Annotated in this window: 12 protein-coding genes and 1 pseudogene; 10 read left to right on the top strand and 3 right to left on the bottom strand. The window is 41.7% G+C overall.

Going from position 1 to position 15988, the window contains the following annotated elements; genetic code table 11:
- Window positions 1-150 precede the first annotated feature (150 nt).
- Window positions 151-1008 (bottom strand): CvfB family protein, encoded by an 858-nt coding sequence (locus ACYQY7_RS04180; RefSeq protein WP_461200866.1) that lies wholly within the window; start codon window positions 1006-1008, stop codon window positions 151-153.
- 53 nt (window positions 1009-1061) lie between these two features.
- Here ACYQY7_RS04180 and ACYQY7_RS04175 point away from each other — a divergent pair.
- Window positions 1062-1208 (top strand): annotated as a pseudogene (locus tag ACYQY7_RS04175) (SEC-C metal-binding domain-containing protein); the annotation flags it as partial.
- A 1066-nt stretch (window positions 1209-2274) separates the two neighbouring features.
- On the opposite strand, the gene ACYQY7_RS04170 reads toward ACYQY7_RS04175, so the two are convergent.
- Window positions 2275-3009: a hypothetical protein gene (locus ACYQY7_RS04170; RefSeq protein WP_461200865.1), complete on the bottom strand. Its 735-nt coding sequence runs from the start codon at window positions 3007-3009 to the stop codon at window positions 2275-2277.
- 386 nt (window positions 3010-3395) lie between these two features.
- Here ACYQY7_RS04170 and ACYQY7_RS04165 point away from each other — a divergent pair, with 386 nt between their 5' ends.
- Window positions 3396-5402 (top strand): S-layer homology domain-containing protein, encoded by a 2007-nt coding sequence (locus tag ACYQY7_RS04165; RefSeq protein WP_461200864.1) that lies wholly within the window; start codon window positions 3396-3398, stop codon window positions 5400-5402.
- A gap of 23 nt (window positions 5403-5425) precedes the next feature.
- Here the strand turns inward: ACYQY7_RS04165 and ACYQY7_RS04160 are convergent, their stop codons facing one another.
- Window positions 5426-5986 carry a hypothetical protein gene (locus tag ACYQY7_RS04160; protein WP_461200863.1) on the bottom strand — a complete coding sequence of 187 codons (561 nt, stop codon included), beginning with the start codon at window positions 5984-5986 and terminating at the stop codon, window positions 5426-5428.
- Window positions 5987-6126: 140 nt separating this feature from the next.
- Here ACYQY7_RS04160 and ACYQY7_RS04155 point away from each other — a divergent pair, with 140 nt between their 5' ends.
- The 8 genes from ACYQY7_RS04155 to ACYQY7_RS04120 all read left to right on the top strand — a co-directional run bounded on the left by ACYQY7_RS04155 (window position 6127) and on the right by ACYQY7_RS04120 (window position 15970).
- Complete coding sequence (locus ACYQY7_RS04155; protein WP_461200862.1) at window positions 6127-6861, top strand: WecB/TagA/CpsF family glycosyltransferase; 735 nt, start codon at window positions 6127-6129, stop codon at window positions 6859-6861.
- The gene (locus ACYQY7_RS04150) at window positions 6858-8390 is read left to right on the top strand and encodes a putative polysaccharide biosynthesis protein (RefSeq protein ID WP_461200861.1); all 1533 of its coding nucleotides are present in this window, start codon (window positions 6858-6860) and stop codon (window positions 8388-8390) included. Before ACYQY7_RS04155 ends, ACYQY7_RS04150 begins: the two co-directional genes overlap by 4 nt.
- A complete protein-coding gene (locus ACYQY7_RS04145; protein ID WP_461200869.1) occupies window positions 8387-10252 on the top strand; it encodes a DUF5693 family protein in 1866 nt (621 codons plus the stop codon). The genes ACYQY7_RS04150 and ACYQY7_RS04145 overlap by 4 nt, the downstream gene beginning before the upstream one ends.
- A complete protein-coding gene (csaB, locus tag ACYQY7_RS04140) occupies window positions 10249-11331 on the top strand; it encodes a polysaccharide pyruvyl transferase CsaB (RefSeq protein ID WP_461200860.1) in 1083 nt (360 codons plus the stop codon). The genes ACYQY7_RS04145 and csaB overlap by 4 nt, the downstream gene beginning before the upstream one ends.
- Before the next feature lie 106 nt (window positions 11332-11437).
- Window positions 11438-13534 carry a methyl-accepting chemotaxis protein gene (locus ACYQY7_RS04135; protein ID WP_461200859.1) on the top strand — a complete coding sequence of 699 codons (2097 nt, stop codon included), beginning with the start codon at window positions 11438-11440 and terminating at the stop codon, window positions 13532-13534.
- An 88-nt stretch (window positions 13535-13622) separates the two neighbouring features.
- On the top strand, window positions 13623-14105 hold the full coding sequence (locus ACYQY7_RS04130; RefSeq protein WP_461200858.1) for a competence protein ComK: 483 nt from the start codon (window positions 13623-13625) through the stop codon (window positions 14103-14105).
- Window positions 14106-14145: 40 nt separating this feature from the next.
- A complete protein-coding gene (locus tag ACYQY7_RS04125; protein WP_461200857.1) occupies window positions 14146-14574 on the top strand; it encodes a DUF1284 domain-containing protein in 429 nt (142 codons plus the stop codon).
- A gap of 49 nt (window positions 14575-14623) precedes the next feature.
- On the top strand, window positions 14624-15970 hold the full coding sequence (locus ACYQY7_RS04120) for an aspartate kinase (protein WP_461200856.1): 1347 nt from the start codon (window positions 14624-14626) through the stop codon (window positions 15968-15970).
- Window positions 15971-15988 lie beyond the last annotated feature (18 nt).

Below are 15988 nucleotides of genomic sequence, written 5' to 3'. Positions count from 1 at the left end.
TGATAAACAATTTTATTAAAATCTTTGTCGTTATTTTATGATTTTAATAAAATTGATAACCTACAGCTTGTAAATGAAACGAGGGCACTTGTTTTGCGGCGCGAATAAACGCCTCCGTAATCCAGTTCGTTCCGATTGTCGCAAAACGAATCATTCATGTTCTCTCCCTTTTATATATGTCCAACGGTCTTGTTGGTACACTTTCTTTTCTTTCATTAATCGTCCAAGCGCGCGTTTAAATGCTGCTTTGCTCATATGAAAACGAGCTTGAATGTCTTCAGGGTCGCTTTTGTCGCTATATGGCATCGCGCCGCCTCGGCTTTCAAGATAGCGGAAAATGGTTTCCGCATCTGTTTGTAAACTTTCTTGTTTTCGCGGAAGTAACGAAACGTTGATCGTTCCGTCTTCTTTCACAGCGATGACGCGCCCCTCGACAAGTTCGCCAAGGCGTGGTTCTCGTCTTCTTTGCGATTCGTGAATAAATCCGACATAGCCAACGTCTGTAATTAAAAAAGATCCTGCTTTAATCAAACGATAAATGCGACCGCGCACGTTTGTATTAAACGCAGAAGCGGGGGCAGGAACGCTTATTTGTTTGATCGTTTCCTCATCTGCAAGTTTCGCAAGCAATCGCCCGCGTTTATCTACTTGAAGTGAACAGTACAATTGATCTCCTTTTTTTGGCCAAAGTGTTGAAAGCGGTGGTAAGTCATCGATTGATAATAAGATGTCTTTTTCAATGCCAATATGAACGAAAACACCTAATTGCAGAACAACATCCACAACTTCGACCCAACCGTATGACGATGTCGTAATCAGTGGTCGCTTCATCGTTGCTCGAACGCGCCCTTCATGATCGTGATATAAAAATACGCTCACCTTTTCGCCAATTTGTAGTTCGCCTTCGCACTGACTTTCATGAAGCAAGGCGCTTTCTTTTCCGTTTGTGACGACGTAGCCGAACGGTTTTTGTTCTTTCACTTGCCATGTAACAACTTGTCCAATCATGATTCTCTCTTCCTTTTTTATTAATAGTTTGTTCTTCATTGTACACGATTAACATGAAAGAAACAAAGGATGTATATTCTTCAGTTTTGGCGTGTTACAATGAAAGAAAAAGTATTGAGGTGAGAAGGATGAGCAAAGTAGAACGAAATGCGTTATGTCCTTGCGGAAGTGGAAAAAAGTATAAACATTGTTGTGGAAATAATGTCGTGTCCATTCATGAACTTGTCGATCACGATGTTGTCCAACATATGCATGATTTTATTCGTTACGCGGCATTTGAACATGAATCGTTTTTATATCGAACGGTTCAAGAAAATATGATCGTTGAACAAACGGATGACGATGAAATATCTGTTTTTCGCTTTTTCATTAGCATGTGGGCAATGTTTTTTAAAAAAGATGAAAACGGAATGACCATTTTCGATTATTATTTACGCACGATTCGAAAACAAGATGTTCGTCCAACTGTATATAGCATCGTTCAGTCATGGAGCCAAGCGTTTCCAACGTTCGTTTGCATTGATGAATTGCGCCATTCGTATGTTGTCGTAACGGATTTATTAACTAGGGAAACGAAACATATGAAATTGCTTGATATGCCTGATGGATTCGAACTAGAGGAAGGACAAGCGCTAGCGGGAATTTTTGTACCGCATGGTCAATATATTGCTTGTTTCGGGACATTTTTTCCTCTCCCTGTCGTTTTAACTCATCCGTTATACGTATACATACAAGATGTTTGGAAAGCATGCGGTGAACAATATGAGCAATGGATTGAAACATATCCAGAAACGTTTCAAAAATCATTACGCTTAACGATGTTCGATGTTGAAAGTTTATCGCCGACACAAGAACGAGTATTTACATTATTTGAAAAAAACTTTCCAAAAAAAGATTTGTCCATTCTTGACACGGCTCGTCTTATTTGGGTGGAATATTGTCGGCTCAACAATCCAACGATTCGAAAGCCCGAAGTATATGCGGCAACGCTCCATTACATTATGGCCGATGCGATTTTACATGAATGGATTCCACAAAAACAACTAGCGGAGCAATATGGCATTTCAACAAGTGCATTATCAAAACGAATTGATATGTTTTACGATGTATTTGAAGATATTGCCGGGCAAGTTCACGAGCGACTAGATGAACTGTTTGAAGATTGGGACGATGAAGACTGGGATGACGAAGACTGGGATGATGAAGATGTATTTGAAGTATGTGAAGACTGTGATGAAGAGGAGTAGAGGGAGCTAGCAGCTCCCTCTACAGTTTATTCAATGCTTTTTTTAGCAACGTATTTCTTTGCGCGGATTTTTGTTGTTCGTATGTTTCTCGAAATTCTTTTGCATGATTTGGACTAAAGCCGTTCTTTTTTAGTTCGTTTTCTAAGGCTCTATAAATGATGTTAAATGCTGCATCTGTTTTTGCTTCAAGCTCTTGCGCTGCGGTGTTGTACTTGGTGAAAAAGTAATTAAATGATACCGATTGTCCGTTTGCTTTTCTTTCCTTATACTCTCCAATCGCGTGATCGACAAGAGCATCAATTTTTGCATTAGCTTGCTGTTGCAGATGCTCAAACGACGGGCGATATTTTTCTTTAATGCTTGCGACGGTGATTTGTTGGACTGGCTCGTTTGGTGTGTTTGTTCCATTTTGTTCATTTGTATTATTTTGTTTATTTGATTCACTTTGATTATTTGTTGCTTTTTCATTGGATGAAGATGATTGTCCGTTTGTTTCGCCATGTTGTGTCCGAGTGCTACTCGTTTGATTTGTATCGTTTTGTTTTGTTTCAAGCGCTTGTTGAGCGTTTCCTGATTGAGTAGATCCATTGTCATCAGGCAATAAAATCTCGTACTCTTCTTCGACAATTTCAGCTACTTTTTCATCTTCTTTTTTCAAGTCTACTTTTTTATTTGTCAGAAAATAATAATAGCCCCCCGCACCTCCAAGAAGCAAAACAACGATGCTAAATGAGATAATGATCCACTTTTTCACTTGAATGATCTCCTTTCTCTTGTTCCACTACTATGTTTATGATACACGATTTTAATGGATTTGTAGTACTGTTAATTTACTAGATGGAAGATATTTAATTTTCAACAAAATTTACTCATCACTACAACAAGTGCTTGACAAAAAAAGGTGTACTCTTTAAGTAAGTACATGCAAAAAATTATTGGTTTACTGTTTTTACATCGGAAACATAAGCAGAGCATGTCATAAAAAAATCAAGTACAACTTTTGGGACAGATCCGTACAATAATTAATTTTACATTAAAAGTAATTACAGTTTTATTTTTTGCAAGGTAAAAATTGTAGGGGTTTGTTATAATTAGTCACGAATATATGAAAGACATCATAGAAAGATTGGGGTGTATAATATGAAAAGTTGGAAATTCCACAATAAAGTTTTAGCCTCTTCGATGGCTTGCGGTTTAGCGTTCTCTCCTATCTTGGTATCGTTTCCAGCTACTGAACAAGTATTTGCTGTTGAAAATCAAGACATATTTATATATCGGCTAATTTCTATTTATAATCATTTAGATGATGGGACTAAAGATGCTTACACGATAGCAAAATCTGGTTTAAATGAATTAAGTGAGGAACAATGGACAGATATTTTAGGAGATATTAAATTAAGAATTGATCAAAAAACATCCTCTGGTACGGCTACTCGAATGTTTAGCGATTTAGCCAATATTTTATTTAGTAGCAGTGGAGAGGATTTAGAGGCTGGTATAAATCATTTTAAAAATGCGTATGCAACAGAATTCTCTTTGATTTTTGGTTCTGATATAACTACTGACAAGTTGTTTATGTACATAGGTGCAATGGAAAATGAACTTTGGAATCATATGGATCGCGGGTTGCAAGTTGCTTTATCAGGTAATATGAATGAGTATTACTCTTTCATTCGTATGATTCGTGAAGAGGTTGATCGAAAATATCCTTCGTTATCTTTAGTTAGCCAGGCACTAAGAAACGGAATTGGAGTAAATTTAGAAGATTTGTTTATCTCGAAGCAACGTTTAGAAGGGCATTTGAGTACAAAACTTACCCCTTCTCAGCGATCAAAGATTAAGACGGGACTAGTAGAGGCATTTATCGCTTCGGGCAATCCGTATAAAACACTTCCGTTTATGACTAATGTTGACTCGGGAACAATTAACATTGGCCAAGATGCGGCAACGACAAAAGAACAAACAAATGCCAAAGGTCAAAAAGAAAAAGTAACAGAAGTAAAAGTAGAGAAAATTGCGGATATCGTTCATCTTGTTTCAGCACAAAATAAAGAAATTGTGTTAGGCGTTGGTACGCTTGGAGCGAATGAAGTTGCGAAAGCAGAAGTGCCGGCCAAGTTATTTGCGGATGTAGCTGCGAAAGAAGCAAAGGCGGTAGTGAATGTTCAAACAGATCGGGCGTCATATAAGTTGCCAGTGGCAGAAATCCAAGCGAAACTTGCGCAAGTTGCACAAAAATTAGGTTCAAGCATAGACAACGTTAAAATTGCAATTGAAATCACAAAAGTAAATCCACCTCAAGGAATATCTGCGGTATCGGATGCGGTGGAGTTTCACATCGTTGCTACAGCGAACGGAAAGAGCGAGGCAATTACACGGTTTACACAATATGTGGAACGTGAATTAAAAGGTTCGAAAGTGTTTATTCCGCATCGTTCGGTCGCGGTACGGGTTGATGCAAACGGCAAGCTTGTATCTGTACCAACCGTATTTAACGGCGATCAAGCAACGGTAAAATCATTAACAAACTCCACGTATGTCGTTGTTGAAAATAATAAAACATTCGCGGATGTAGATGGTGGAAAAACATGGGCGGAAGCATATATTGAGGCACTTGCATCGAAATACATTATTAAAGGGAAAACGGAACAAACCTTTGCGCCGAAAGAAAATATGACACGTGCGCAATTTGCTGTTCTACTTGTTCGTGCCCTCGGTTTGCCAAGTGAATCGTATGATAAACGGTTCAAAGATGTCAAAGGAACAGAATGGTTTAACGAAAATGGCGAGCTTGCTGCTGCAGTGAAATATGGCATTGTTCAAGGAAAAGGAAACGGTCTATTTGCACCAAATGCACCAGTTACCCGTGCAGAAGCGGCAGTCATGTTCAAGAGAGCACTAGAGCTTTCATTCTTGAATTATGATCAAACACAGTTAAATACAGCGAAAAAAGTGACAGATTTTAAAGATGCTGCCCAAATTCAAGCATGGGCGAAAGATGGCGTTGAAAAAGTGTACCAAGCTGGTATTTTCACAGGACGGGAGAATAATCGTTTTGTGCCAGGTGGCTACATGACGCGTGCAGAAATCGCAAAGGCGTTGGCGGAATTTTTAGCATCTGCCAAATTAATGAATAAAGTACAATAAAAAGGGAGCTGCTAGCTCCCTTTTTATATGAGTTCGATGCCTTCTAAGATCATACTGGAGAAAAATCCGCTTATATGATGAAGCGCTTCAAGCACCGCTTTTGGATCTGCGTCAAAAAAGTCTTTCATCATCGGCTGATTTTGTTCGTGAATGAAAGCGAAAATGAAGTCTGTTTTGATTCGATTGCTCAACAATACAGGGCAATAGCTTAGTTCTAGCTTTCGTTTTATATTTTCTTCATCACCGAAATGTTTGCGATACAATTCACGCAACGTTGGCAATTGTTCTTGAATTTTTTGGTGTGCATCTGTTAACCATGCTTGCACCGCTTCGGCAGGTGGAAATTGCTTGTTAAGCAAAATGAGTTCAAATATTTTATTTAGCGCAAAGCTTGACTCTGTCGCAAAAGCGACGTTCGTTAGTAGTAATGAAATATACTCTTCCTCCGTTTTCGTTTCTAAGCGTATGTTCATAAAAATTTCTAATATTTCCGAATGTACTTTTGTTTTCGTCCAATCTTTTGTTAATTGTTGAACGAGCGCCATTACAGCTCGATTGACCGTGTCGTTTGTCCATTGTTCCATCGCGAATACAATCCTTTCTTTTATGTATATGTATACCATTAGTTTACCAATGTTATGATCAAGAAGAAATAGTCAATTGTTATATTCATGTGATATGATTAATAATGTTGTCGAACAATCGAATTAAAGGAGCGTTTTGTATGTCGTTTCAAACGGTTCACATACTTGGGGTTCCGTTTGTACGTGCGACGATGGATGAGGTTGTTTCTGTCATTCATGCGCACGTCAAACAACAAAAACCGTGTTTTATTGTGACAGCTAATCCTGAAATTGTCATGAAAGCAAATGAAGAGCCTACATATATGGCAACGATCCAACAAGCTGATTATGTCGTTGCCGATGGCATTGGAGTCGTCAAGGCGGCTGAATGGCTCGGAACGCCACTTCCAGAGCGTGTCGCTGGTTACGATGTATTATGCCGTTGTTTACAACTTGCTGACGAGCATCAATATCGCGTATATATGATTGGCGCGAAAGAAGAAGTTGTACAAGCTGCCGCACAACATATTCGTTATCACTATCCAAACGTTCGTTTAGTCGGAGTGCGCAACGGCTACTTTGATTGGAACGATAAAACGATTGTAGAGGAAGTAAAGCGAGCAGAGCCCGACTTTGTTTTTGTCGCGCTCGGTATGGGAAAACAAGAACAATGGATCGCTGAACATATGCATACAGTCGGACGCGGCGTCTGGATGGGTGTTGGGGGAAGCTTTGATGTGCTTGCTGGAGTGGTTAAGCGAGCGCCTGAACTATGGATTCGTCTAAATCTCGAGTGGTTGTATCGCTTAGTAAAGCAACCGACGCGAGCAAAACGGATGTTGGCATTGCCGCGCTTTGCGTGGACCATTTTAAAGCAAAAGGTTGTCGGAAAATGAATCGGTCATTCGTAAGAGGAACGATGATTTTAACAATCGGCACGATCATTTCGAAAGTGCTTGGGAGCATTTTCCGCATTCCGCTGCAAAATATTGCAGGAGATAAAGTGCTCGGCATTTTTAGTCTCGTTTATCCGCTCTATATGGTCGCTCTAATTTTATCCGTTGCCGGTATTCCGATTGCCGTATCGAAGTTAATTTCCGAAGCGCGCGCCAAACAAAAAGAAGATGAAGTGGCGCGCCTCGTGCAAACCGCAAGCATATTGGCGTTTAGTTTCGGGGTGCTCAGTTTTTCACTCCTTGCAGGTGGTTCGTCATGGATTGCAAAAGCACTTGGCGGTACGGAAGCGCAATTTGCGATTATCGTCGTAGCGACAACGTTGCTCATCTCGCCATATATGGCCGTATATCGCGGTTTTTTTCAAGGGCTTGAAGATATGAAGCCGACTGCCGCATCACAAGTGCTCGAGCAATTTGTGCGCGTCGCTTTTATTTTACTTGTCGCTTTTTATATGGTCAAAGCTTCGTATGCCGATGATGTCATCGCAGGAGGGATTATGGTCGGCTCGCCGCTTGGCGCGCTCGCCAGTCTCATATATTTACGTGCGTTGTATGCGCGTTCTCCTTACCGTCCGAAACGCGTAAGGCTTTCGCGCGTGCAATGGGTGCAGACAAGCAAAACGATTTTAAAATTATCTATCCCGATTGCGTTTGGTGCGCTTGCGATGCCATTTTTAAATTTAGTTGATTCCCTCTCCGTTCCACTCGCTCTTCGTTGGCATGGGACAGAAGCGAGCGAAACGAGCTACTTATTTGGACTATATAGTCGCGGTACTGCACTTGTGCAAATAGCGACGGTATTTTCATCTTCGCTCGTCCTTCCGCTTATTCCTTTGTTAAGTAAACAAATGGCAAAAGGGGAAGTGAGTTTAGCGCAGCAAACAGTTCAAAAATCGTTTGACCTATCACATTTTTTATCATGGCCTATTGCAGCCGGCTTAGCTGGGTTGACTGTCCCTTTAAACATCGCTTTATTTACAAATAACGAAGGAAGCGCGACAATGGCAGTCGTGTTGGCAAGTTCGGCATTTACGTCACTTGCGTTGCTTGGCACAGGAATTTTACAAGGCATTGGCGAGTCGAAACGCGCTGCAACGATCATTTTGATTGGCTGTTTCGTAAAATGGGGAACAAACATCTTGTTTATTTCATGGTACGGCTTAATTGGTGCTGGTATTTCGACGTTTGTTACGTACGCGTTCATTACGTGGATGAATCATGTTGCCATTCGCCGTCGCATGTCGCTCGTCTTTTGGAATCGAAAAATTATCGTGTACTTCTTTGCCTCTTTACTAATGGGCGCAAGCTTATTTTTCATTTCTCCGACGTGGGGAAGAATGGCTTCTCTTGTTTATGCAGCTATAGCAACGATCGGAGGCGGTTTGTTTTATTTTGGAGTCGTACTCGCGCTCGGCGGGGTGACGCTTCAAGAGCTTCGCCAATGGTTGAATCAAAAAAAGAAAGGATGAAACGTGTGAAAAAATGGTTGTTGCTCATCATCGCCATTTCGCTTATGTTGATCGCCCCTGCACTGAGTAAACGGCATGAAGCAGAGTGGAACAATCGAACGTATGAAATGATCATGCCATACGATGAAATTGAGAAATGGCTGCAAGAAGAAAACGAAGAAGATGTATGGAAGCAACTGAAAGAGGCAGGTTTGACAACAGTTAGCGTGGAAGCAGAAACGCTCGATTCACTTGAAAAATCAGGTCATGTCCTGTTATTAAAGATGGATGAATTTAAACATGCACTCGTCCTATTGAATGAAACAGTCGATCATATTCCATCGCGCGGGCTTGTCGTTTATCCACTTGATGATATACCGATCATTTCATCGCTACAAGCAACGTTTGGTGACGATGTCAAGGCCGTACAAGTAAATGGAAAAACGTATTACATAATTGAAGGAAATGCGAAAAAAATTGAACGCGTTCCACTTGGATATGATGAAATAAAAATGGCTCATCTCATTGAACAAGGCTTGATGGTCGTGCTCCGTATTCCAGATGCTCGTGATATGAACGAGGCGAGCGTGCGCGTACTTCAACAAATCGAAACGTTAAAAAATGAACATATATTTAAACTGCTCCCGACAGGGGAAGAAGTGGCTGGGTATCCAGCGGATGTCGCAAAATGGGGGAAAAGATGGAAGGAAGCAGGATATGCTTTATTGTCAACTGAGTTTTATGAAGCAAAAGGATTGACGACATTGGCGCAAGCGATGGATGTGGACGTCGTTCGTTTACATAGCTTGAATTTAGAGCAACGAAAACAAGACGAAGCGGTGGATGTCGCTGTTCGTGCGATCAAAGAACGAAACATTCGCGCGTTATTTATTCGTCCGTATACATCCACAGAGACAGTACAAAACATTGAAAAAACGGCCGCTGTTATGAAACAAATTGTTCAACATATGCCAAGCCATTATACGCTTGGAAAAAGTGAACCGTTTGTGCCGATTGAACGTTCACCTATCGCGACCATTGGCTTTATTGTTGGGGTGACAGCTTTTATTTTTCTCGCTATCCGTTCGCTCGTTTCACCGCTGCTCGCATTTGTTGCCGCAGGAGGCGCATTCGTTCTTGGACTCTCTGGCACGGTATTAGCGATTGATTTAGCGCTAAAAGCGCTAGCGCTGTTTGTAGCGATTGTCACGCCGATTTATGCCGCAAAACCTTCTTCCGTCCGAGAAGGCTGGCGCGGAACGTTTATGGCATACGGTCGCGCCATCGCTATTTCGTTTGTTGGAATCAGTTGGATTGTCACGATGTTGTATGGGAATGAGTATATGGCTTATGTCGGTGAAGGGTTTCGTGGTGTCAAACTCGTCTATGTCGTTCCGCTTGTAGCGATGGTTGTGCTCGTTTTACCTTCGCTCATTCAAGAGCCGCTCCTCCCGTTTATAAAACGGCTATGGAAGCAGCCGATTACGATTGGACACGTTGTGCTTAGCATGTTTATCCTCGCTTTGCTTGCGTACTATGTCTTGCGCTCTGGTAATACGGGAACCGCAAGTGCGTTTGAGCTAGCTGCGAGACAAAAACTTGAAGAATGGTTGTACGTACGTCCGCGCACGAAAGAGTTTTTGCTTGGTTTTCCAGCGTACTTGCTTGCGTTATTTGTCATAAATAAGCAAAAAAAGCTGGGGGCTATTCTCCTTATCGTTGGAACGATCGGATGGCTATCTATTATCAATACATTTACACATTTGCATATCCCACTTTTTATTTCATTCATTCGCACGATGTATAGTCTTGGACTTGGGTTATTGATCGGTATCGTGCTTATTTACGTATATGAGTGGGTATGGAAAAAGGTGATACGATGAACATTGTTATTTCGGGATATTACGGTTTTCATAACGTTGGCGATGAAGCGATTTTATATGCGATTATTCAAGCGCTTCGCACGCACGATCCAAATGTGCAAGTGACGGTGCTTTCTAATGATCCTGCCTTTACAGAAAAAACGTATGGCGTTCATGCGGTGAACCGTTGGCGCATTGGCGATATCGTTCAAGCTCTTCGTCATAGTGACGGTTTAATTAGTGGCGGTGGAAGTTTACTTCAAGACCAAACGGGATGGCGCAGCATTCCGTACTATACAGGCATTATGCAAATCGCCAAATGGCTAGGGAAGCCTGTTATTGTTTATGCACAAGGGATGGGTCCCGTAAATAAAAAACAAAATCAATGGCTCATGAAATGGACGCTCAATCAAGTCGATCGCCTAACGGTGCGGGATGAGCCATCTGCCGAGTTATTAAAAACGCTAGGTGTAAAACAGCCGATTACGGTCGTCCCTGATCCAGTCATGGGACTGAAGCCACCGACATCCCCAACAACATGGTGGAAAGAACAATCGTTTACACGTCCTGTTATCGCTGTTTCGGTGCGCGAGTGGGCGCGCGGTCGTGATTTTGAAAGAAAAATAGCCGTTGCACTTGATCGCTCGGTACAGGCAGGCTTTGATGTCGTATTTATTCCGATGCACGGGCGTCACGATGATGAAATGTCCGGCCGCGTGTTAGCCATGATGAAAGAGCATGCGATCGTCGCCCCTTATGATGCAAGCATACAAGAAAAAATGGCGATGATTGCAAGTGCCCACTTGCTTGTCGGCATGCGCTTGCACGCGTTAATTTTCGCAGCGGTCGGTCGTACACCGTTTATTGCGCTATCATACGATCCGAAAATTGATGCGTTTGCCAATCAAGCAAATCAGTCTGTATTTGCGCATGTCGAAGATGACGATTGGGATGGAGAAGCGCTATTTTCATATATCCAGCAATGCATGACGCAACATGAAGAACAAAAAGAAATCATGATTCGTGCTGTCGTACCGCTCCAACAAACTGCCCAACAAACTGCCAAAGAAGCACTCGCATTGTTTCGAAATAAAAATTAGGTCTAATGGCCTAATTTTTATTTTTTTTATATAATTTTTATGAATCGTCTGATAAAATAGAAAACAATATATACATATTGTTTTCGTAAGGAGCGTGGATGGCGCGATGTTTACGTTCGGAAAAAAGCTATTGAATCGGTTGCCTTTTAGTAAAAAGTTCGTGTTGTTAGCAACGATTTTTATGTTTACGTTGTTTGCAGTCAGCGTGCTATACCTTCGACTGTTAATACATAAAGAAACGTTTATTGAAAAAGAACAACAAGGTATCGCATATATCGCTCCGATAATTGATGCGATGTACGGCATACAAAAACATCGGGAATATACAACGACTGCCCTTCTTGGTCATGGAAATGAAGCGAACGTCGCTGATGCGCAAAAGATGATGAAAAAATCAATCGAAGCGATGCAAATGGTACATAAGCAACAACAAGCTTCATTTATTGAAGAAGAACAATGGAAACAACTTTTGCAACAAATGAACGATATACAAGAAAATTGGAAAACTTTTACCGTATCTGAAGCAACGAAACGTCATAATGCGCTCATTTACGACTTGCAAAAAATGTTGCTTCACATTGCTGATCGCTCGAACGTTTCGCTTGATAACGATATGAACAATCATTATTTAGCTCGTTTAATTGTAGAACAAATTCCATTGCTTACTGAAACGATCGGAGGAGCGCAATCGTTTGCGGCGGAGTTGACATTAAAAGGCGAATTGTATGAAATTGAACGTTCAAAAATGACATATTGGATAAACGTATTAGAAACGGCGATGCAAACGATCAGCCGGGCAACCGCTCCGCTTTTTGCTGACGATGAAAAGATGCGCAAAAAAGTACAACAATATAACGACATCATCTCAACAGATTTATTAAGCATGACAAGCTTACTTCAACGCGAATTTTTACAAACGAATCAAATTTCGTTAACGTCGGTTGAGTTATATGAGAAAACGAACGACGCGTTTGAAAAATTACATGAGCTTGCCCGCTTTTCACTAGATGCGTTCCAAACACATTTACAGAGGGAATATCAGGCGGTTATGTTTGAAAAATGGGTGACGATTGGCGTAGGGGCATTTGCCGTAGCAGTTGTCATTTACTTATTTATCGCTTTTTATATGGCGGTGCGTGAACAAATTGCAACAATTGAACAAGCGAGCATGCAAGCAGCAAGCGGGGATTTAACGGTGCAATTGTCCGTCACATCAAGCGATGAATTTGCTCGAATTGCTCAGTCATTTCAATCGCTTATTGCTTCATTCCGTTCCATGATCGGCGCTAACCAACAATTGACGAACGACGTATCTGCATCCGCTCACGAATTAACTGCCATTACAGAAGAAGCAGCGCATGCGATGGAACAAGTCGGAGCGACGATGGAAGAAGTGGCAGCGGGATCAAGCAAACAGCGCATGTGGGCGCAACAAAACGTCGAAGCTGTTCATACGCTTGTCGATGATACAAACTACATTTTATCTCGTTCACAACAGGCGGCAGAGGCGGCGCGAGCGATGACAAATGAAGCGGAAAAAGGAACGATAGCGATCGATAAAATGATCGAACAAATGAAGACGATGAACGATTTTATTACACAATCAAGCGAATGGATTCAAGCATTGCATCAACGCTCTGCCGATATTGCCCACATGGCGACAATGATTACAAATATTTCTGAACAAACGAATTTATTAGCGTTAAATGCCGCCATTGAAGCGGCGCGGGCAGGCGAGCACGGTCGCGGATTTGCGGTCGTGGCAGATGAAGTGCGGAAGCTAGCGGAACAATCGTCTTTATCAGCAAAACAAATACGCGAACTATTGCAAGAAGTACAAACAGATACGTCGCAATCCTTTGAAGTGATGCAACAAGTGCGTCATGAATCGGAAAAAAGTATGACGTTGGCGCGTGAAGCAGATAAGACATTCGACCGCATTCAGCAAACGACAAACGAAGTGATGGTTCAAATGGACGATGTCGCTCAAAAAATTGCGGTCATGACGAGCGCATTTGACGAGCTTGCTTTGACGATGAAAGAGACAGAAACGATCGCACAAGAAGCGGAAAGACAAACGCAAACGGCCGCAGCAGCACATGAACAATTGCTGTCTGCCGTTCAAGAAATTGCCGCAAATGTGCAAACGTTAAGTGACAAAGCGCAACATTTAGCGGAAAAAGGGAAGCAATTCACCGTTTAATCTCGGAGTGATCCGAGATTTTTTGTTGTTAAAATTATGAAAATTCATTATAATAAAGGCGAACATATATTTGTGAGGGGGAGTTTGGATGGAACGGATGGAAGAGTATATCATTATGGAGGAAACCGCTGCCCTTGTGCCAAAATACGATGAATACGGTCGGCTTGGCACGATTGTTTACGAATTGTACAATACGTACAACGTCGAGCGATCGCCAAAAGAAATTATGCAACAAAGTTGCCGTTACTACGGAAGTACATATGAAGGAAAAGTACATGCAGCAAAACATATTCTCGGCGTTCGGCAAATGGTTCCCGTCTCCGTTTGTGAAGCGCTTCGGCTTTATTTCTTTCCAACATGTTCTCCTGACAGCGATCGATGCATATGGATTGCACAATCCCACATCAAGACGATACAACCGTATGAAAAAAAGAAAACGAAAGTCATTTTAAAAAATAAACAAGAACTCATTATCGATATACAAAAAGGAACGTTGGAAGGAAAAATGTATAAAACCGCGATGCTTATTTTCACATTGCAACAAAGAATGATGAATAACTATGAAAAATAGTGTATAATATTTCGAGAATGAGAAAGAAAAGAGGACGATTATGCGGACGTTGCGAGGACATCATTTATTATGTGTGCACGGATTTCAAGGGATGGGGTATAGCGAATCGTTTGTGGAAAAGATGACAGAAATCGTTGCATTTATGCGCGATGATGATACTGATGGTCCGATTCGCGTCATTGCTGCCCTCGATGAAGCATGTTATGCGTGCCCACATCATGGAGTAGACCGCTGCGAAGCAGATAAGGAATCAAATGATCACGTGTTAGCGATGGATCACCGTGTACTGAAACATTTACAACTCGAAGAAAACCGAGTATATATGAAATCCGAGTTAATTGAACGAACGAAGCAAGCGGTTGAACCGGATGACTTAGATGTACTTTGCGCAGGGTGTTCGTGGTTACCGTATGGAGTTTGTAAAGAAGGGATACGACAATTGAAAAATTTTTCTGACAAAAACAACTGAAGATGTGCTATGATAATGAAATAAAAATAGAAAGAAAGGGTTATGGCATATGAAAGTAGCAAAATTCGGGGGAAGTTCTGTCGCCAATGCACAGCAATTTCAAAAAGTAGCTAACATCATCACATCGGATGAAGAGCGCAAATTTGTCGTCGTCTCTGCGCCGGGGAAACGATATAAAGACGATACAAAAATGACAGATTTATTAATTACATTAGCGAAAAAAGTCATTGAAGATGACTTATATGAAGGGGTGCTTGCTCAAGTGGTCGCGCGCTATGACGAAATTGTGACCGATTTACATTTGTCGCGCGATATTTTAGATGTCATTTCGGCAAGCTTACAACAAATGATTGATACGTATCACGATCAGCCTGAACGTTTACTTGATGCATTAAAAGCAAGCGGCGAAGATAACAATGCTAAACTGATGGCTCACTATCTTCGTCAGCTCGGTTATGAAGCGCATTATGTCAATCCGAAAGATGCTGGCATTTTCGTGACAGATGAGCCGGGCAACGCACAAATTTTGCCTGAATCATATGAACAACTTGCAAAATTAAAAGAAAGAAGTGGCATTTTAGTCATTCCAGGCTTTTTCGGCTATTCTCGTTCAGGGCATATCGTCACATTTCCGCGCGGCGGTTCGGATATTACGGGTTCAATCGTTGCCGCAGGCGTTGGAGCAGAGCTATATGAAAACTTTACCGATGTCGATTCTATTTACTGCGTCAACCCATCAATCGTTGAGCATCCATGCCAATTAAAAGAATTGACGTATCGTGAAATGCGCGAATTGTCGTATGCGGGCTTCTCTGTCTTTCACGATGAAGCGCTTGAACCTGTGTATCGTCGCGGTATTCCAGTATGCGTGAAAAATACGAACAACCCTGAAGCGAAAGGAACGATGATCGTCGCAACGAGAGACCATCGCGAGCGTCCGGTCGCAGGCATTGCAAGCGATACAGGCTTTTGTAGCATTAACGTCAGCAAATATTTAATGAACCGCGAAATCGGATTTGGACGTCGTCTACTACAAATTTTAGAAGATGAAGGCATTTCATACGAACATACGCCATCAGGCATTGATAACATGTCTGTCATTTTACGTGAAGAACAATTAGCTGGTGATGTGGAACGTCGCGTATTGAACCGCATTGTGAAAGAATTGCGTGTCGATGAAGTATCGATTGAACGCGATTTAGCGCTTATTATGGTCGTTGGAGAAGGGATGGAGCGTAGCGTCGGTATTGCCGCAAAAGCAACAGCTGCTTTCGCCCGCGCGAACGTCAACATCGAAATGATTAACCAAGGTTCATCGGAAGTGAGCATGATGTTTGGCGTCAAAGCGGATGCGGTTGAAAAAGCGGTGCGCGCCTTATACGAAGTGTATTTCTAATCGTATAAAAATGGAATA

This window comes from Anoxybacillus sp. TBDG-1, from assembly GCF_054815885.1.
This window is presented reverse-complemented; position numbering and strand designations above follow the sequence as displayed.

What these genes read in the sequence shown, in the direction of transcription:
- ACYQY7_RS04180 (WP_461200866.1), bottom strand. Translation starts at nt 1,008, where the DNA reads ATGATTGGACAAGTTGTTACATGGCAAGTGAAAGAACAAAAACCGTTC.
- ACYQY7_RS04165 (WP_461200864.1), top strand. Translation starts at nt 3,396, where the DNA reads ATGAAAAGTTGGAAATTCCACAATAAAGTTTTAGCCTCTTCGATGGCT.
- ACYQY7_RS04160 (WP_461200863.1), bottom strand. Translation starts at nt 5,986, where the DNA reads ATGGAACAATGGACAAACGACACGGTCAATCGAGCTGTAATGGCGCTC.
- ACYQY7_RS04155 (WP_461200862.1), top strand. Translation starts at nt 6,127, where the DNA reads ATGTCGTTTCAAACGGTTCACATACTTGGGGTTCCGTTTGTACGTGCG.
- ACYQY7_RS04150 (WP_461200861.1), top strand. Translation starts at nt 6,858, where the DNA reads ATGAATCGGTCATTCGTAAGAGGAACGATGATTTTAACAATCGGCACG.
- ACYQY7_RS04145 (WP_461200869.1), top strand. Translation starts at nt 8,387, where the DNA reads ATGAAACGTGTGAAAAAATGGTTGTTGCTCATCATCGCCATTTCGCTT.
- csaB (WP_461200860.1), top strand. Translation starts at nt 10,249, where the DNA reads ATGAACATTGTTATTTCGGGATATTACGGTTTTCATAACGTTGGCGAT.
- ACYQY7_RS04135 (WP_461200859.1), top strand. Translation starts at nt 11,438, where the DNA reads ATGTTTACGTTCGGAAAAAAGCTATTGAATCGGTTGCCTTTTAGTAAA.
- ACYQY7_RS04130 (WP_461200858.1), top strand. Translation starts at nt 13,623, where the DNA reads ATGGAACGGATGGAAGAGTATATCATTATGGAGGAAACCGCTGCCCTT.
- ACYQY7_RS04125 (WP_461200857.1), top strand. Translation starts at nt 14,146, where the DNA reads ATGCGGACGTTGCGAGGACATCATTTATTATGTGTGCACGGATTTCAA.
- ACYQY7_RS04120 (WP_461200856.1), top strand. Translation starts at nt 14,624, where the DNA reads ATGAAAGTAGCAAAATTCGGGGGAAGTTCTGTCGCCAATGCACAGCAA.